Raw genomic sequence first — 16,109 nt, forward strand, 5'->3', positions numbered from 1 at the left:
GTTGCGGCTAGCTGAGTCCGCCGAGGTGCAACGCTTTAACTTCCAGATACTCTTCCATCCCCAACACCGATCCTTCGCGTCCCAGTCCAGACTCTTTCACGCCGCCAAACGGTGCCAGCTCAGTGGATACCGCGCATTCGTTAATGCCGATCATGCCCGCTTCCAGCGCCGCTGAGACGCGGAATACCCGGTGCAAATTCTGCGTGTAGAAGTAAGCCGCCAGGCCAAATTCGGTATTGTTGGCACGCGCAATCACCTCGGCTTCATCGTCAAAGCGGAAGCAAGCCGCAACCGGACCAAACGTCTCTTCCTGCGCCAGCTTCATCTCTTCATGCGCTTCGCCAATCACCGTTGGTTGCCAGAAGTTGCCGCCAAGAGGATGACGTTCGCCGCCGACCAGCAATTTGCCGCCTTTACTCAATGCATCTTTGACGTGCTCTTCCACTTTCTCCAGCGCGGACGGCTCAATCAGCGGGCCAACGATCACGCCTTCTTCCACGCCATTTCCGACTTTTAGTTTGCCCACCGCATCGGCCAGTTGATTAACGAAGCGATCGTAGACCGCGTTATGCACATAGAAGCGGTTGACGCTGACGCACACCTGCCCGGCGTTGCGGAATTTGTTGGCAATCGCGCCCTGCACCGCCGCATCAATATCGGCATCATCAAACACGATGTAAGGCGCGTTGCCGCCTAACTCCATCGAGACTTTTTTCATGGTCTCAGCCGCATTACGCATCAGCGTTTTGCCCACCGCGGTGGAACCGGTAAAGGAGATTTTGCGCACCGCCTTGCTGGCCATAATCGCGTCGCTGATGGCATGCGTATCGCCCGCCACCGCATTGAGTACGCCATCAGGCACACCGGCTTTCTGCGCCAGCGCCAGCAACGCGAAGGCGCTCAGCGGTGTGTTGTTAGCGGGTTTGATTATGCCGGTACAGCCCGCGGCCAATGCGGGGCCAAGTTTGCGCGTCAGCATCGCCATCGGGAAATTCCACGGCGTGATCGCCGCGACCACACCAATTGGTTCGCGCGTCGCCAGAATGCGCGAGCCCGGTTTAGCCGGCGGGATGATTTCACCGTTGGCGCGTTTCGCCTGCTCGGCAAACCACTGAATAAAGCTGGCGGCGTATTCCACTTCACCTTCGGCTTCTTTAAGCGGTTTACCCTGCTCGGCCGTCATCAACTGGCCGAGCCAGCTTTTGTTCTCGATGATCAGCTGATACCAGCGATAGAGGATTTCGGCACGCGCCTTGGCGGTTTTATCGCGCCAGGCGGGAAACGCACGCTGCGCGGCGGCAATCGCCTGTTCGGTTTCTTGCTGGCCGGCTTTCGCCACGTTAGCGATAACTTCGCCGGTGGCAGGATTGGTCACCTCAAAGGTGGCGCTGGCGTTATGCCACTGACCATCAGCGAAATAGCCGGTCTTGAAAAATTCGTGTTGTTGCAGGGAAGTGGACATCGGTTTTCTCCTGTCAGTTTGCGTCCTGTCAGGAAAGTATAGATGCCAATATCAGAGGTTTTTGTGTCAGCGTGGGATCTAAAAGGCCGCTGCAGGTTGCAGCGGCCAGTTTCAGATTTGTATTAAGGTGTTCTGATACTTATCCAGCATCAGCGCCAGCCGTTTCACCGGCTCGGTGACGTTATCAGGCGCAGCATAGTGCTGCAGCTTCTCCTGATACACATCCAGCTCCTTCAGCAGCCGCTCGAAGTAATAGCGCCGCTTATCATCGCTGGTTGCGGAGATGATGCGATCGGCGGTGTAGCGCAGCTGGCGGTGATAGGCCGAGAGATCTGCATTCACCGGCACTTCGGCATTACGCAGGCGTTGATGGCCGATAATCAGGGTCAGCGCGATACGGTACTTATCGATATCGCCGGGAAACAGGTTGAGCAGCAAAAACAGTTGCTGATACAGCGCCGGCAAGTGATTTTCACGACGACGCGCCTGATTAGTGGTCAGTGCAGCCACCGCGGCATACATAAAGCGATTCAGCAATTTACGTCCGGTACGCTCTTTGGATTTATCGCGAATCAGCAGAATCACCATCATCGCCACAAAGCAGCCAATCACCTGGCCCAGCACGTTATCGAGGAATACGTTGAACTCGAACTTCATTGGGTTATCCAGCACCAGCACGTTGATGGTACCAATCAACGCACCCAGCGTACCCAACTGACGACGCTGCACGAAGATGCCGCCGATAAAACCCAGCGCGCCGATGGCGATACACAACAGCAGCGCACTTTGCTGGGTCGCGGGCAGAATAAAAATGAAGTAGAGCGCGCCGAGCGGCACCGCAACCGTCATGCCGTAAAGGAAGTCTTTCGCCATCATCAGCGGATTCGGCATACGCATCGCCAGCGCGGTAATCACCGCCAGCATCACCATGCAGCCGCTGCCTGATGTCCAGCCGGTATACAGCCAGAACAGCGATCCCAGCGCGGTGGCGACAAAGGTACGTATACCGTTGATCATCGCGTGATGGGTTTCCGCAGAACGCGCCTGAATCACTACCTCGCGCTGCAGAATGCTCTCTTCCAGCGGGGTGATGCGGCTATTACTTTTAATGCCGTTAATCAGCAGCAGATATTCAGTGGCCGCGCCGACCCAACTCGCTAGCGTCACCGGCACGGTTTTGCTGCTCACGCCAATCAGGCGACGCATCACCTTCATGCGCTTATGCACATCGTTGACGCTGTTGACCTCTTTTTCGATCAGCAAACGATAGTGCGGTGGAATGTATTCCGGACGCGAGTTTTGAATCAGGAAAGTTTCGGCGGCCTGCGTGATCAGCGTCAGCGATAAGGTGTTGAGCATTTGCAGGCGGCGGCTGGAGTTTTTCCAGCGTGAGGATTCCATCATCAGCTGGCCGCGCATGCCGTTGAGTGCCGTGGTGCGACGCACTAACGCGCTCCAGGCCTTGTCCACTTCCTCTTTGTCTTCATGCGCGACGCACAGCTGCAGCAATTTGTAGTGCGCCACCAGCAGCGCATCCACTTCCTGCTCAATCACTTTTTTGATCGAACGCGGCGAGAACAGCATGTCGGCGAGGATGGCACACAGAATACCGATGACGATTTCACTGCAGCGCTCAACCGCGTACTGCGGAGCCAGCGTTAAGCCGCCGCTGGCATCCGCCGTCACCACGATGATCAGCGCGGTGTAACCGGCAAGACCCAACGCATAGGAGTTTTCGACTTTGATCAGCGAAGAGAGCCACACGCACATGCCGGCCCACATACAGCACAGCAGCAGCATCACCACCGGCGCGCGCACCGTGGCAATCATGATGGTGAGCGCGGCGATACAGCCAATAAAAGTACCGATGATGCGCAGAATGCCGCGATAGCGCAGCGCGCCAGAATAGGGATCGCCCCCCGCAGCAAAGGCGGTACCACCGGCCACGATGCCGGCGGTCATTACCGCCCAACGCGGCGTTTCCAGATTGAAGTGAAAGCCAATCATCAACGCCGCAACCAGCGCGAAGGTGAGCTTCACCGGGAAACGCAAAAACTCAATCATATCGCCCTCGCTTAACCAAACTCACGCAGGCGATTGAACAACTGTGCCAGCGGCGAGACTTTGGTTTCGCGATCCTGCGCACCGGTGATCACCACCGTCGCCGTGGTCCCCGCCGGGAAGCGGTTGCCCGGTTGCTCGTCGAGACGAATACGCACCGGCACACGCTGCGCCAGACGCACCCACTCCAGATTCGAGTCGATGGTCGCCATGCCTTTGCTGTCGCTGGTGCTGCTGCTGTTGGTTACGCCCGCCGCGATGCTGTCAACGGTGCCACGCAGTACCGCGTTGCTCCCCAACGGGGTAATTTGTGCGCGGAAGCCCGGACGCACGCCATCCAGCTTGGTCTCTTCCATATAGGCCAGCACATAGAAGGAGTGCTGTTGCACCAACGCCACGGCTACCGAGCCGCGCGTGATGAATTCGCCCTGATAGACATTGAGGTTGGTGACCCAGCCGTCAGATGGCGCTTTGATAGTGGTGCGATCGAGGTCGATCACCGCCAGGTCGCGCGTGGCCACAGACTTCGCCAGCTGGTGCTCGCTGGTTTGCAGATCGTTATTGGATTGCTCAATCGCTTCACGCGACATGGCGCTGGTCCCCAACTGATTGCGGCGACTGGCTTCACGGCGTTTTTCACTCACCAAAGCCTGGTAATATTCGACATCCGCCTGGGCTTCGTCCAGCGCTTTTTGGTAGCGCGGACGATCAACCACAAACAGCGTGTCGCCTTTTTTCACCAGCTGGTTGTCGTGCACCGGCACGTCAGTGATGATGCCGGTGACGTCAGGCGAGATCGCCACCACATCGGCAGAGAATTTGGCATCACGCGTCCACGGTGATTCGGTGTAGAACACCCAGGCGCGGAAGATGATCACGATGGCGATGACAACCAGCAGGAGGGTAATCGCGTATCGCGCGATTTTTCTTATTAGCGCTTTCACTTAAAAAACCTCAGACGAATAAACGGGATACAAGGTAAAACACGCAGCAATACAGCGCAGTGTTAAACAGTGCCGGATGCCAAACCAGATCATAGATCCCGCTAGGCGTTAGCACGCGTTTCACCAGCCAGAACAGCGCCAGTGAAACCAGTAGTTCAATGAAGATGGGCGGAAAACTCAGCCCGAATACGACAAATACCGGAAGCACACTCATTTCGGATCCTTAGTTCGACCTTGCCGGATTGCACCGATACCTGCCCACGTGCCGTGTAGCACGTTGGGTTTACGATCAGGGGATGACGGATAAACTGATGGCAACATTCAGGCCGCGTTGAGCTAATCATAGCGTATCATCGGGCTAACACAGCCGTGTTCAGGTGCAGTGAAGAGACCCAGCGCGCGTATAGTAACGCGCTTGACTATACGTTTTCTACATATTGTGAGCTAAATCACTTTTTAGCCAGAGTAAACAATGGATCGACTTAAAAGCATGTCCATTTTCGCCAAAGTGGTTGAATTGGGTTCATTTACCGCCGCGGCGCGCCAGCTACAGCTTAGCGTTTCATCTATCAGCCAGATTGTCGCCAAACTGGAAGATGAGTTACAGGTTAAATTGCTTAATCGCAGCACGCGCAGCATTGGCCTGACTGAGGCCGGAAAGATCTATTTTCAGGGCTGTCGCCGCATGCTGGCGGAGGCGTCGCAGGTACACGAGCAGCTGTACGCCTTTAACAACACGCCGATCGGTATTCTACGGATCGGCTGCTCATCGACGATGGCGCAGAATGTGTTATCGGCGATGACCAGCGAAATGTTACGCGAATATCCGGGTTTGGGCGTCAATCTGGTGACGGGCATTCCTGCTCCCGATTTGATTGCCAACGGTTTGGATTTGGTGGTGCGCGTGGGCGCGCTGCAGGATTCGAACTTGTTCTCGCGTCGGCTGGGTGCAATGCCGATGGTGGTGTGCGCGGCGAAGAGCTATCTGGCGCAGCATGGCACGCCGGAAAAACCCAGCGAGATCGATAATTTTTCGTGGCTGGAATATAGCGTGCGGCCGGATAACACTTTTGAACTGGTTGCGCCGGAAGGATTGGTTACCCGCCTTACGCCGCAAGGCCGTTTCGTCACCAACGATTCGCAGACGCTGATTCGCTGGCTTAAAGCAGGTTGCGGTATCGCCTATGTGCCGTTGATGTGGGTGATTGATGAGATCAATGCGGGGGAGATCGATATTCTGTTCCCGCAATATCACTCGGAGCCGCGCCCGGTCTATGCGCTCTATACTGAGAAAGACAAGCTGCCGCTGAAAGTGCAGGTGTGCATTGATTATCTGACCGAGTATTTCAGGCAGGTAGCGCAGCAGTATCAGCAGCATCGGAAAGGTTGAGGGCAGATGTTCAGGTCGCCATACATGGCGACCTGACAACGTTAGGCGGTACCACCTACGGTGATTTTATCCAGCTTCAGCGTTGGCTGACCCACGCCAACCGGTACGCTTTGTCCCTCTTTACCGCATACGCCGACGCCTTTATCCAGCGCCAGATCGTTGCCGACCATCGAGATCTGCTGCATCGCTTCGATGCCGGAGCCAATCAGCGTGGCGCCTTTCACGGGCGTCGTCACTTTGCCGTTCTCGATCAGATAAGCTTCTGAGGTGGAGAACACGAACTTGCCGGACGTGATATCAACCTGGCCGCCGCCGAAGTTTGGCGCGTAAATGCCGTACTCTACGCTTTCAATGATATCTTGCGGCGTCGATTTGCCTGCCAGCATGTAAGTGTTGGTCATGCGCGGCATTGGCAAGTGCGCGTAAGATTCACGGCGACCATTGCCAGTTGGATTGACGCCCATCAGGCGCGCATTCAACTTGTCCTGCATGTAGCCTTTCAGCACGCCATTTTCGATCAGCATGTTGTACTGGCCCGGCACGCCTTCATCATCGACCGCCAGTGAACCGCGCAGACCTTCAATGGTGCCATCGTCAACCACGGTACACAGCTCTGAAGCCACCAGCTGGCCCATTTTGCCGCTGAATACCGATGTCGCACGACGGTTGAAGTCACCTTCCAGACCATGTCCAACTGCTTCGTGCAGCAGCACACCCGGCCAACCTGCGCCCAGCACCACCGGCAACATGCCAGCGGGTGCCGCCACGGCGGAGAGATTGACCAGCGCCATGCGCACCGCTTCGCGCGCCCAGGCATCGGCACGCACATCACCGCTCTCATCAGCGAGGAAGAATTCATAACCGGTACGCGCGCCGCCGCCGCTTGAGCCACGTTCGCGTTTACCCTGATCTTCCACTTGCACGCTGATGGAAAGACGCACCAGCGGACGAATATCTGCGGCCAGCGTGCCGTCAGTTGCGGCGACCAGCACCTGTTCGTAAACACCGCTCAAGCTGGCATTCACTTCCTGCACACGTGGATCGGCAGCACGCGCCACTTTGTCAACACGGTGCAGCAGGGCAATTTTGTCTTCGCGCGTCAGGCTATCCAGCGGATTAACGGGCGCATACAGCGAACGGTTCAGCACCGCCGATAAGGTATGCGCTTTGCCGTTGCCTTGTTCACGCACGATGCTGCGCGCCGCTTCAGACGACTGACGCAGTGCATTCAGGGAAATCTGGTCAGCGTAGGCGAAACCGGTTTTCTCGCCGCTCACGGCGCGGACGCCCACGCCCTGATCGATATGGTAAGAACCATCTTTAATAATTTTGTCTTCCAGCACCCAGGATTCGTGGAAACTGGACTGGAAATAGAGATCGGCATAATCCAGACGACGTTCTGAAAGCTGCCCTAACAGGGAATAAAGGTCCTGCTGATTAATGCTGTTCGCAGTTAGCAACTGCTCACTTACCAGATTCAGAGTCATCGTTTCTCACTCATTATGTGCTCGGATAGTCATAGCCTGCGGCAATTACCCGACGGCGTCAAATTCACTTCTTCTCGTCTTCACGCGGTTTGCGCAGTACTTCATTGATTTCCGGCTTATCCAGCGGTCCGCTAATGTGGTAGCGCAACAGTGAAATCTTATTCCACAGCGGTCCCAGCACTTTGCTGGCAGCGAAGACCGCAGCACCGACCACCGGATTGATGACGAATGCAGTGGCAACGCCGACCGACGCGGAGATTTCCGGGGCGACCACCGCTTCCATGTCGATCTGACGCTTCACCAAATCGATGTTGCCCTTCATGGCGATATCCGCTTCCAGGCCATCCACCAGCAGGTTATCGGTACGCATCACACCGTTTTCAATCCACGCGGTGCCGTTGATCGAATCGAAATAGAAACCGTCACTAAAGGTGTCGCTGAAATCGAAGCGCATCTTGCGTAGCAAGGCATCAAAGCTAAACAGACGCAGCAACTGCCCGGCGCGGCCGGTGTTCACATCGGCGATTTGGCCTTTACCAAAGTGGGTTTTCAGCGTACCGCTTAGCGTCTCTTCCGATGGCTGCCACGGCGCAGAACGCCAGTGCAGATCGTAATCGAGTTTAAATGGTGCATCGCGCAGCGGCGTATTCATGCCAAACCAGTTAGCCGCGTCATTGATGTTGTCGCCGCTCAGGCTGCCCTTCAGCGAAGTGCGCTGATCGCCGGGTTTATTCACCCATTCACCCGTCACGTTCAATTTTGAGCTGCCAGAATCAATCGAGGCGTTAGTAAGTGCTAACGTATCGCCTTGCGGCTGTAGCTTCGCCTGCATATGGCCAAACTTCTGTCCGCGAATCCAGCACTCATCACAGTTGAGCTGCAACGCTGGCCAGCTGCTGAAGTTGATGTTGCTGCTGTTGCCGCCAAACGGCGATGATTTTCCATCGCTTTTCTCAGCCCATTCAGGATTGTAGTAAAGATAGCTCAGGTTGATCTGCCATGGAGAGCGCTGCGCCGTCTGCAAACTGCCACGTGCTTCACGGCTCTCCAGCTGCAAGTGGGTATTGCCGGCTGGCCCCTGCGTAACGGTAGCGTTAACGTCGTGCCATTGCTGACCACCAAGCGTCAGCGCCGGTGTGCGCAGAATAAAGTCGCCCGGCAGCGCCGCGCCGCCCACTTCCGGCTCGCCCTGAGCGTTACGCGCACTGCCCGCGCCAGCCATCATCCCCATCCAGGCTTCGCCATTCAGCGGCGGGAGATTCAGCTCCATGCCGCGCTTCTCGGGCAGCTTCGGTGTGCTTTTCGCATCATTCAGCCAGATCCCGCGATCAACGCGCAGCTGCGGCTCCAGAATCCAGCGGCTATTGAAACGATGGCGCTCGCGCACGCTGCCGCTCAAGGTAAAGCCTTTCAGATCGCCATCCGCGTTGATGGTAATCGGCATCGCTTCACCAGCCGCTTTATCCAGCGGTGCTGGTAAGTGACTGCTTACTGCTTTGCCCTCGCCTTGCAGTGCCACTTTGTAGGTTGCGCCGCCTTTATGCGGCAGCGTGATATCCACATTGCCCTGCCACGGTAAAGAACCGTTTAACTGACGCGTGATGGCATCCGGCAGCACCTTGAGTTTACCTGGCTGCCAATCGCCCAGCAGTTTGACGTTCACGCCAAAATCATTGGGATTCTCTTTCGTGCTGAAACTCACGCCGGTTGGCTGCCCGAACCAGTTGGCCTGCAGCTCTTCACTCTCCAGATTGCCGTTGTTGTAACGGAAGCGGCCGGTGAGATTGTTCAGCGTGGTATTTAACGGCTTGATATGCAGGCTGTTGTTGTTCAGCACCACATTGCCGCTGGCGTGCACCTGCTCGCCATCCAGTGGAATATCAAGATTCAACGTGCCGCGCACATTGCCGCCAATCTGTAGCTCCTGCAGCGCCGCGCCGAGCGTCGGTTTCAGCGGTGTTTGCTCGAAATAGTCAGCGATTTTTTTGCCTTCGCCGCTGATATCGCCATCGATGATCAACTTCTCTTTCAGGTAATCCGGGATCACCGCGCTGACGTTGCGCGCATCAACTTCGCCGAGCCTGGTTTTATCGGCTTTCATCCACAAACCGTTGTTGAGGAAGTCGAGATTGATGTCGAGGTTTTCCAGCGCTGGCCAGCCGGGCTGGAACTGGAAGGTGGCATTGCGCAGCGGAACCCAAACTTCAAACATGCCGTCATTGTGTTTGAACGGGAACAGCGAGGGATCGCCAGCAAACAGCAGCGTGGCGTTATCCACCTGCCCGCCTTTAATCGCCTCACTGAGATAGTGAGTAAGATCGTGGCCCATCAGCTGCTGCGGGAAATAACGCCACGCATCGCCAGCATCGGTAACGCGAATTCCGGCGAGAATATCGAGGCGCGGCGCGCTACCCAAATTCTGCTGGTAGCGGAAATCGCCTCGTGCCCACAGCGAACGGGCCTGCACATCCAGCTGATGTCCATCCAGCGTTAAGCCGTTAGCATCGCGCAGCCAGTTGAGCTGGCCAGTGATCTGTTTAATCTGCAGCGGAGCCTGGAACATATCGCCGTACGGTACTTCCGCCTGGCCCATCGCCACATCCAGCAAGCCGTTGTTTAAGCTGCCGCTGGCGCTCCCGCTGAGATTGCTGATACCCGGCAGTAATTCCCACTGTTGCCAGGCGAGATCGCGCCATTTCACCTGCAAACGCGTTTGCTCAGGCTGCTGCAGCGGGATATCCAGCGCCAGCGCATCAATGTGGCCGTGCGGCTGTAGCGCACGCCAGTTATCCAGCAAGGTTGGGGAAAGCGGTGCAAACAGCGGAACGACGGGCGCCAGACGTTCTAAATCCAGCTGCGTGGCACGCACGCGCATCTCCGGCGCATTGTTGGCGCCGAGCATCTGCTTATCTTCTGGCTTCCACAGCAGGGAAAAATGTCCTGGCGCCCATGCGATGCCATCCGTTCTCAAGCGGGTTTGCGGTACCGAAAGGCTCCAGCCATTCTGGTAGCGCGACAAGTGCGCGGTTAAGCCATCAACCTCTAATTGATGATCGCCCTGCTCGCCGCGCCAGCGCGCGCCACCTTTGCTCAACAGCAAATCACCAGCGTAGAGATCGCCATCACGCAAATTTGCCCACGCGGCCAGACTGAAGCGCGCGCTCTCAAGGCTGGTGTTATCACGCAGCCACGGACCAATCCACGGTCGCACATCCACATCATCGGCCTGCATCCAGATGCGGCCATCGCTGAGTAAACCGTTGCTGTCGTTGAGATCAAGTCGCACCTGCACCACGCCATGCTGGCCGGTAAAACTGGAGAGGCTCACTTCGCCCTCGGCGCGGTGACGGGTATTTTCGTTCAGCCAGGTAAGGCGCGGAATCGCCAGTTCAGCATGCTGGCCGGACGGCGTCAGAAAACGGATGCTGCTGTCGCGCAGATCGAAGTGATCGAACTGACGCAAAAACAGATCGTTGATTTGCGCCGGTTTGAAGCTGTTCTTCTGTTCGTCACTGGTGAACAGCGGATGATTGGTTTCGAGATGCAGCTGCCAGAAGGTGAGATCGCGGAATTGCCAGCGCCAGTGCAGCAGCGATTGCCACACATTGAGCGCCAGATTGACGCGGCCGATGGTCAGTTGCCCATCTTCCTGCATCGCGACGTTGAGATTGCGCATCTGCAGCGTCGGGCCAAAATTCTCCCATTTGCCCTGCAGTTCGCTGGCCGTCACCGTGACGCCGCTGACGCGTGAGATCGTCTGCAGAATATCGCTGCGATAACTGTTGAGGTGCGGCATCACGAGGCGCAACCCGCTGACCAGCAGCGCCACAATTACGATGATTGCGGCGAGCAGCAGTAACAAAATCCTCGGCAACCGCCTCACACACCTCTCCTTGCTGTCCGTTGGCTTGCGGAACTCAACCTCAATATCACATCATGACGACATCAAACTGCTCTTGGGTATAGAGCGGTTCAACATGAACTTTGACCTGTTTACCGACGAAAATCTCCACTTCCGCCAGCGCGTGTGACTCTTCGCCCTTCAGCGCGTCGCCCACCGCCGGGGAAACGTACACCAGGAAACGGTCGGAATCGTAGGCGTGATGCACGCGCACAATTTCACGCATGATCTCATAGCAGACGGTTTCCACCGTTTTCAAGGTGCCGCGCCCTTTACACACCGGGCAATCGGCGCACAGCACATGTTCAATACTTTCACGCGTGCGTTTACGCGTCATCTCCACCAAACCGAGCGCCGAGAAACCATTGATGCCGGTTTTCACCCGATCTTTGCTCAGCGCGCTCTCCAGCGAATGCAGTACGCGGCGGCGATGCTCGTCGTTACTCATGTCGATGAAATCGATAATAATGATGCCGCCGAGGTTGCGCAGTCGCAGCTGACGCGCGATCGCTTGCGTCGCTTCAATGTTGGTGTTGAAGATGGTCTCGTCGAGATTGCGGTGTCCGACAAACGCGCCGGTGTTAATATCCACCGTGGTCATGGCTTCGGTTTGATCGATAATCAGATAGCCGCCGGATTTTAGCTCGACCTTACGCTCCAGCGAACGCTGGATTTCGTTCTCAACGTCAAACAGATCAAAAATCGGCTGTTTGCCGCTGTAAAGCTCCAGCTTGCTAGCCATTTCCGGAATATATTCGCTGGTGAATTCCACCAGCAAATCGCAGGTCAAACGTGAGTCCACGCGAATGCGATCCAGCGCGGCACCGGCGAAATCTCGCAGTACGCGCTGCGCTAACGCCAGCTCACCGTACAGCAGGCAGCGCGTCTGATTACGCTTTTTACGCTCGCTGACTTTGGTCCACAAACGTTTCAGGAAAGCGGCATCCTGCGACAACTCTTCTGAACCAATGCCTTCCGCAGCGGTACGAATAATAAAGCCGCCGAGATCGTCACAGTGCGCAGCAACCACCGTTTTCAGTCGTTCGCGCTCGGCTTCGCTCTCAATACGCTGCGAGACGCCAACGTGTGACGCGCCGGGCATAAACACCAGATAGCGCGAGGGCAAAGTAATGTCGGTGGTGAGGCGCGCACCTTTGGTGCCCAGCGGATCTTTCACCACCTGCACCATCAGATCCTGGCCGGGACGCACCAGTTCGCCAATGTCGCGCACCACAAAATTTTTCTTCTCATCACCCGCCACGCATTCGGTGTGCGGCATGATGTCGGAAGCGTGCAGAAAGGCGGCTTTTTCCATGCCGATATCGACAAAGGCTGCCTGCATGCCAGGTAAGACGCGACTGACGCGTCCTTTATAGATGTTGCCCACAATGCCACGTCGTGCTTCACGTTCAATGTGGATTTCCTGCAGAATGCCGCCATCAATGTAGGCAACACGGGTTTCTGAAGGTGTCACATTTACCAGCAGTTCAGCCGTCATCTTGTCCCCTTAACGCCCGCAGTGACTGAAAATGACTCAGCAGCTCACCGGTCTCAACCAGCGGCAATCCCACCACGGCGTGATAACTTCCATTAATCTTGCGGACAAAATTGCCGCCAAGGCCCTGAATTCCGTACGCGCCGGCTTTATCCATCGGCTCGCCACTGGCAATATAGTGCGAAATTTCCTCCGCCGTCATCGTGCGGAAGGTCACGTCCGTGGTCACCAGACAATCCAGCTCACGCTGCGTATCGGCCAGCGCCACCGCGGTCATCACCTGATGAGTTTGTCCCGACAGCTTGCTCAGCATCGCGGCGGCGTGCGCGGCATCCTGCGGTTTTTCCAGTACTTCACCGTTCAGCACCACGATGGTATCAGCACCCAGCACCGGCAGATCCTGCGGTGCCACCGCGACGCCCGCGCGCGCCTTATCCGACGCCAGACGACGCACGTAAGCGTCAGCCGCTTCTTCAGGCTGACGCTGCTCTTCTACGTGGGTAATCAGGCGTTCAAATTGCAGACCAAGCTGCGTTAACAGCTCACGTCGACGCGGTGAACCGGATGCGAGGTACAGGCTTATCATAGTATTCCTTACTGAACAGCGAATTGACGGCGAATCTTTCTCATCAATAAGAATAGCCAGGGCCACAGGACGCCGTCGACCACGCTACTCCAGAAGATTTCCGGGCGGAAAGAGACGTTGATCACCAGGAATTCTGCCCAGAAAACAATCACATCCACCGCAAGGGACAGCACCATAACCATTAATGCCTGCTGCCACAACGCTAAGTTTCGGAATAACTGAAATTTAAAGGCCACCAGATACGCGATGATGCTAAAGGCTAATGCGCGCACGCCCAGCGTTGAACCCGCCACCAGATCCATAATGGCACCAAGACAAAAACCGGTGCCAACATTCACCCGATGCGGCAGCGCCAGCACCCAATAAATGAGGATCAGCAATAGCCATGATGGCCGGAACATATAGATCTGTTCCGGCCACGGCATGATTTGCAGGATGAGGGCAATCAGAAAGGACAGCCAGATAACCCATCGGCCCTGGCTGCGATATCGACTCAAGGCTGGCCTCCGCGTGTGTTCGCAGAATTCCCTTGCGAACGACTGCTGTTAGCGGGTTGCGGTGGCCCCATTTGCTGCGACGACTGCAAAGTATCCGGTGCCGGTGGGCCCATTTCGCCTGCTGGCGGCAGCACCTGCGGCATCATCTGCATTAAACGTTCGTTGGCCACGCGATGCACTTCGTCCGGTGCCATCGGTGCGACGCCGTTGCGATCCGCGCCCCACAGCAGCAGCAGATAGCGCAATCGCTGCAAGCCAGCGGCTGGACGCGCCTGAATCACCGTGTAAGCACGCTGCGTATCGACTTTCACCGAAGAGACCACGCCAACCGGATAACCTTCCGGGAAGCGGCCGCCCAGGCCAGACGTGACTAACACATCGCCCACGCGAATATCGGTGTTGCCCGGTAGATGCTCCAGCTGCAGATCTTCGCTGCAGCCATTACCGGCGGCTATAACACGAATATCATTACGCAGCACCTGAATCGGCAACGCATGCGACGCGTCGCAAATCAGCAGTACGCGACTGGTCACCTGACCGACCGCGACCACCTGACCGACTACACCTTTATCACTGATCACCGGCTGGCCTTCGTAAACGCCGTTTACGCTGCCTTTGTCGATAACCACCTGATCGGTATAAGGATCGGTGCCGGTGGAGATCACCTGCGTTACCATCTTGTGCTCATCCTGGCGCAGCGGCGAGCCAAGCAGTTCGCGCAGACGCGCGTTTTCCTGCTTATATTGCCCCAGCATCAGCAAGTCACTGTTTTTCAGGAAGAGCTCACGGCGCAGTGCTTTATTTTCCAGTTCCAATTGCTGACGTGACGCCAGGGTTTCGGAAACGCCATCAAGAAGTTGTCTTGGCCCGTTGGCCAAAAAATAAAATGGACTGACCGATGTGTCCAGGTAGTTGCGGATCTGGGAAAAGGAGCTCACGCGGCTATCGGCGATAATAATCGCGATAGCCACAATGACTGCCAGAAAGAGGCGCAACTGCAGGGAAGGTCCCCTGCTAAAAATCGGCTTCATAAATTCTGCGTGTTCCTCGACATCAGGGAAGAAGCGTTAGCCTAAATCACCAACGCCTCCAGGGCTGGACGCATCTCGCCGTCGTGCGTTGCAGCAGCAGCGTCAGCATAGGCGCTATTCCCTGCGCAATTTGACCAGGGCCTCAGCCGTTGAGGAATTACTCCTCGCTGAACAAATCGCCGCCATGCATGTCGATCATTTCCAACGCTTTACCACCGCCGCGTGCTACGCAGGTCAGCGGATCTTCTGCCACGACCACCGGAATACCGGTCTCTTCCATCAGCAGGCGATCGAGGTTACGCAGCAATGCGCCACCACCGGTCAGCACCATACCGCGCTCGGAGATGTCAGAAGCCAGCTCTGGCGGGCACTGTTCCAGCGCAACCATCACCGCGCTCACGATACCGGTCAGCGGTTCCTGCAGCGCTTCAAGAATCTCGTTCGAGTTCAGGGTAAAGCCACGTGGCACACCTTCTGCCAGGTTACGGCCGCGAACTTCAATTTCGTGTACTTCATCGCCCGGATAAGCAGAACCGATACCATGCTTGATACGCTCTGCAGTCGCTTCACCAATCAGTGAACCGTAGTTGCGGCGAACATAATTAATGATAGCTTCATCGAAGCGGTCACCACCAATACGCACAGAAGAGGAGTAAACCACGCCGTTCAGCGAGATCACTGCTACTTCAGTGGTACCACCACCGATATCCACCACCATAGAACCGGTTGCTTCAGAAACCGGCAGACCTGCACCAATCGCCGCCGCCATTGGCTCTTCAATCAGGAACACTTCGCGTGCGCCTGCACCCTGTGCAGATTCACGGATGGCGCGACGCTCAACCTGGGTCGCACCCACCGGTACGCAGACCAGCACACGCGGGCTTGGACGCATAAAGCTATTGCTATGCACTTGCTTAATGAAGTGCTGCAGCATTTTTTCGGTAACGAAGAAGTCGGCGATCACGCCATCTTTCATAGGACGGATAGCAGCGATGTTGCCCGGCGTACGGCCCAGCATCTGCTTAGCGTCATGACCGACAGCCGCTACGCTCTTTGGGGAGCCGGCACGATCCTGACGAATGGCAACCACAGAAGGCTCGTTTAACACGATGCCTTGTCCTTTCACGTAAATCAGGGTATTCGCGGTACCCAAGTCAATGGACAAGTCATTGGAAAACATGCCACGAAATTTTTTAAACATACTAAGGGATAATCCTGCAAGCTGGGGGCGGAAAATAAAATCCGCCTACTTTAC

Annotated in this window: 12 protein-coding genes; 1 reads left to right on the plus strand and 11 read right to left on the minus strand. The window is 56.3% G+C overall.

The genetic code is table 11. The features are described 5' to 3' along the window. Positions 1 to 7: 7 nt before the first annotated feature. The 4 genes from P6287_RS17245 to aaeX all read right to left on the minus strand — a co-directional run bounded on the left by P6287_RS17245 (position 8) and on the right by aaeX (position 4,681). Positions 8 to 1,462, minus strand: a complete 1,455-nt coding sequence (locus P6287_RS17245) for an NAD-dependent succinate-semialdehyde dehydrogenase (protein ID WP_277974158.1) — start codon at positions 1,460 to 1,462, stop codon at positions 8 to 10. A 111-nt stretch (positions 1,463 to 1,573) separates the two neighbouring features. Next, the gene (gene aaeB, locus P6287_RS17250) at positions 1,574 to 3,526 is read right to left on the minus strand and encodes a p-hydroxybenzoic acid efflux pump subunit AaeB (protein ID WP_277974159.1); all 1,953 of its coding nucleotides are present in this window, start codon (positions 3,524 to 3,526) and stop codon (positions 1,574 to 1,576) included. An 11-nt stretch (positions 3,527 to 3,537) separates the two neighbouring features. Continuing rightward, the gene (gene aaeA / locus P6287_RS17255) at positions 3,538 to 4,467 is read right to left on the minus strand and encodes a p-hydroxybenzoic acid efflux pump subunit AaeA (protein ID WP_101762847.1); all 930 of its coding nucleotides are present in this window, start codon (positions 4,465 to 4,467) and stop codon (positions 3,538 to 3,540) included. 10 nt (positions 4,468 to 4,477) lie between these two features. Then, on the minus strand, positions 4,478 to 4,681 hold the full coding sequence (aaeX, locus tag P6287_RS17260) for a p-hydroxybenzoic acid efflux pump operon protein AaeX (RefSeq protein ID WP_021508145.1): 204 nt from the start codon (positions 4,679 to 4,681) through the stop codon (positions 4,478 to 4,480). Positions 4,682 to 4,939: 258 nt separating this feature from the next. Between aaeX and aaeR the strand changes: the two genes are divergently transcribed. Continuing rightward, on the plus strand, positions 4,940 to 5,857 hold the full coding sequence (gene aaeR, locus P6287_RS17265; protein ID WP_101762846.1) for an HTH-type transcriptional activator AaeR: 918 nt from the start codon (positions 4,940 to 4,942) through the stop codon (positions 5,855 to 5,857). 41 nt (positions 5,858 to 5,898) lie between these two features. On the opposite strand, the gene tldD is transcribed toward aaeR, so the two are convergent. From tldD to mreB, 7 genes are all read right to left on the minus strand, one after another. Next, positions 5,899 to 7,344: a metalloprotease TldD gene (tldD, locus tag P6287_RS17270; protein WP_110867445.1), complete on the minus strand. Its 1,446-nt coding sequence runs from the start codon at positions 7,342 to 7,344 to the stop codon at positions 5,899 to 5,901. A 64-nt stretch (positions 7,345 to 7,408) separates the two neighbouring features. Next, positions 7,409 to 11,227, minus strand: a complete 3,819-nt coding sequence (yhdP, locus tag P6287_RS17275) for an AsmA2 domain-containing protein YhdP (RefSeq protein ID WP_277974160.1) — start codon at positions 11,225 to 11,227, stop codon at positions 7,409 to 7,411. Between the two features lie 46 nt (positions 11,228 to 11,273). Beyond that, positions 11,274 to 12,743, minus strand: coding sequence for a ribonuclease G (gene rng / locus P6287_RS17280; protein WP_101762841.1), 1,470 nt, complete (start codon positions 12,741 to 12,743; stop codon positions 11,274 to 11,276). Further along, positions 12,733 to 13,326 carry a Maf family protein gene (locus P6287_RS17285; protein WP_101762840.1) on the minus strand — a complete coding sequence of 198 codons (594 nt, stop codon included), beginning with the start codon at positions 13,324 to 13,326 and terminating at the stop codon, positions 12,733 to 12,735. Before P6287_RS17285 ends, rng begins: the two co-directional genes overlap by 11 nt. Before the next feature lie 8 nt (positions 13,327 to 13,334). Then, the gene (mreD, locus tag P6287_RS17290; protein WP_101762839.1) at positions 13,335 to 13,823 is read right to left on the minus strand and encodes a rod shape-determining protein MreD; all 489 of its coding nucleotides are present in this window, start codon (positions 13,821 to 13,823) and stop codon (positions 13,335 to 13,337) included. Beyond that, positions 13,820 to 14,854: a rod shape-determining protein MreC gene (gene mreC / locus P6287_RS17295; RefSeq protein WP_008101989.1), complete on the minus strand. Its 1,035-nt coding sequence runs from the start codon at positions 14,852 to 14,854 to the stop codon at positions 13,820 to 13,822. The genes mreD and mreC overlap by 4 nt, the downstream gene beginning before the upstream one ends. Before the next feature lie 157 nt (positions 14,855 to 15,011). Further along, on the minus strand, positions 15,012 to 16,055 hold the full coding sequence (gene mreB, locus P6287_RS17300) for a rod shape-determining protein MreB (RefSeq protein ID WP_007891976.1): 1,044 nt from the start codon (positions 16,053 to 16,055) through the stop codon (positions 15,012 to 15,014). Between the last annotated feature and the right edge of the window lie 54 nt (positions 16,056 to 16,109).

It is taken from the genome of Pantoea sp. X85 (genome assembly GCF_029623675.1).
Taxonomy (GTDB): domain Bacteria; phylum Pseudomonadota; class Gammaproteobacteria; order Enterobacterales; family Enterobacteriaceae; genus Pantoea; species Pantoea leporis.

Bases quoted from the DNA above. Each gene is read 5' to 3' on its own strand.
- aaeB (WP_277974159.1), bottom strand. From the start codon at position 3,526: ATGATTGAGTTTTTGCGTTTCCCGGTGAAGCTCACCTTCGCGCTGGTT.
- P6287_RS17285 (WP_101762840.1), bottom strand. From the start codon at position 13,326: ATGATAAGCCTGTACCTCGCATCCGGTTCACCGCGTCGACGTGAGCTG.
- tldD (WP_110867445.1), bottom strand. From the start codon at position 7,344: ATGACTCTGAATCTGGTAAGTGAGCAGTTGCTAACTGCGAACAGCATT.
- aaeX (WP_021508145.1), bottom strand. From the start codon at position 4,681: ATGAGTGTGCTTCCGGTATTTGTCGTATTCGGGCTGAGTTTTCCGCCC.
- P6287_RS17245 (WP_277974158.1), bottom strand. From the start codon at position 1,462: ATGTCCACTTCCCTGCAACAACACGAATTTTTCAAGACCGGCTATTTC.
- rng (WP_101762841.1), bottom strand. From the start codon at position 12,743: ATGACGGCTGAACTGCTGGTAAATGTGACACCTTCAGAAACCCGTGTT.
- mreB (WP_007891976.1), bottom strand. From the start codon at position 16,055: ATGTTTAAAAAATTTCGTGGCATGTTTTCCAATGACTTGTCCATTGAC.
- aaeR (WP_101762846.1), top strand. From the start codon at position 4,940: ATGGATCGACTTAAAAGCATGTCCATTTTCGCCAAAGTGGTTGAATTG.
- mreC (WP_008101989.1), bottom strand. From the start codon at position 14,854: ATGAAGCCGATTTTTAGCAGGGGACCTTCCCTGCAGTTGCGCCTCTTT.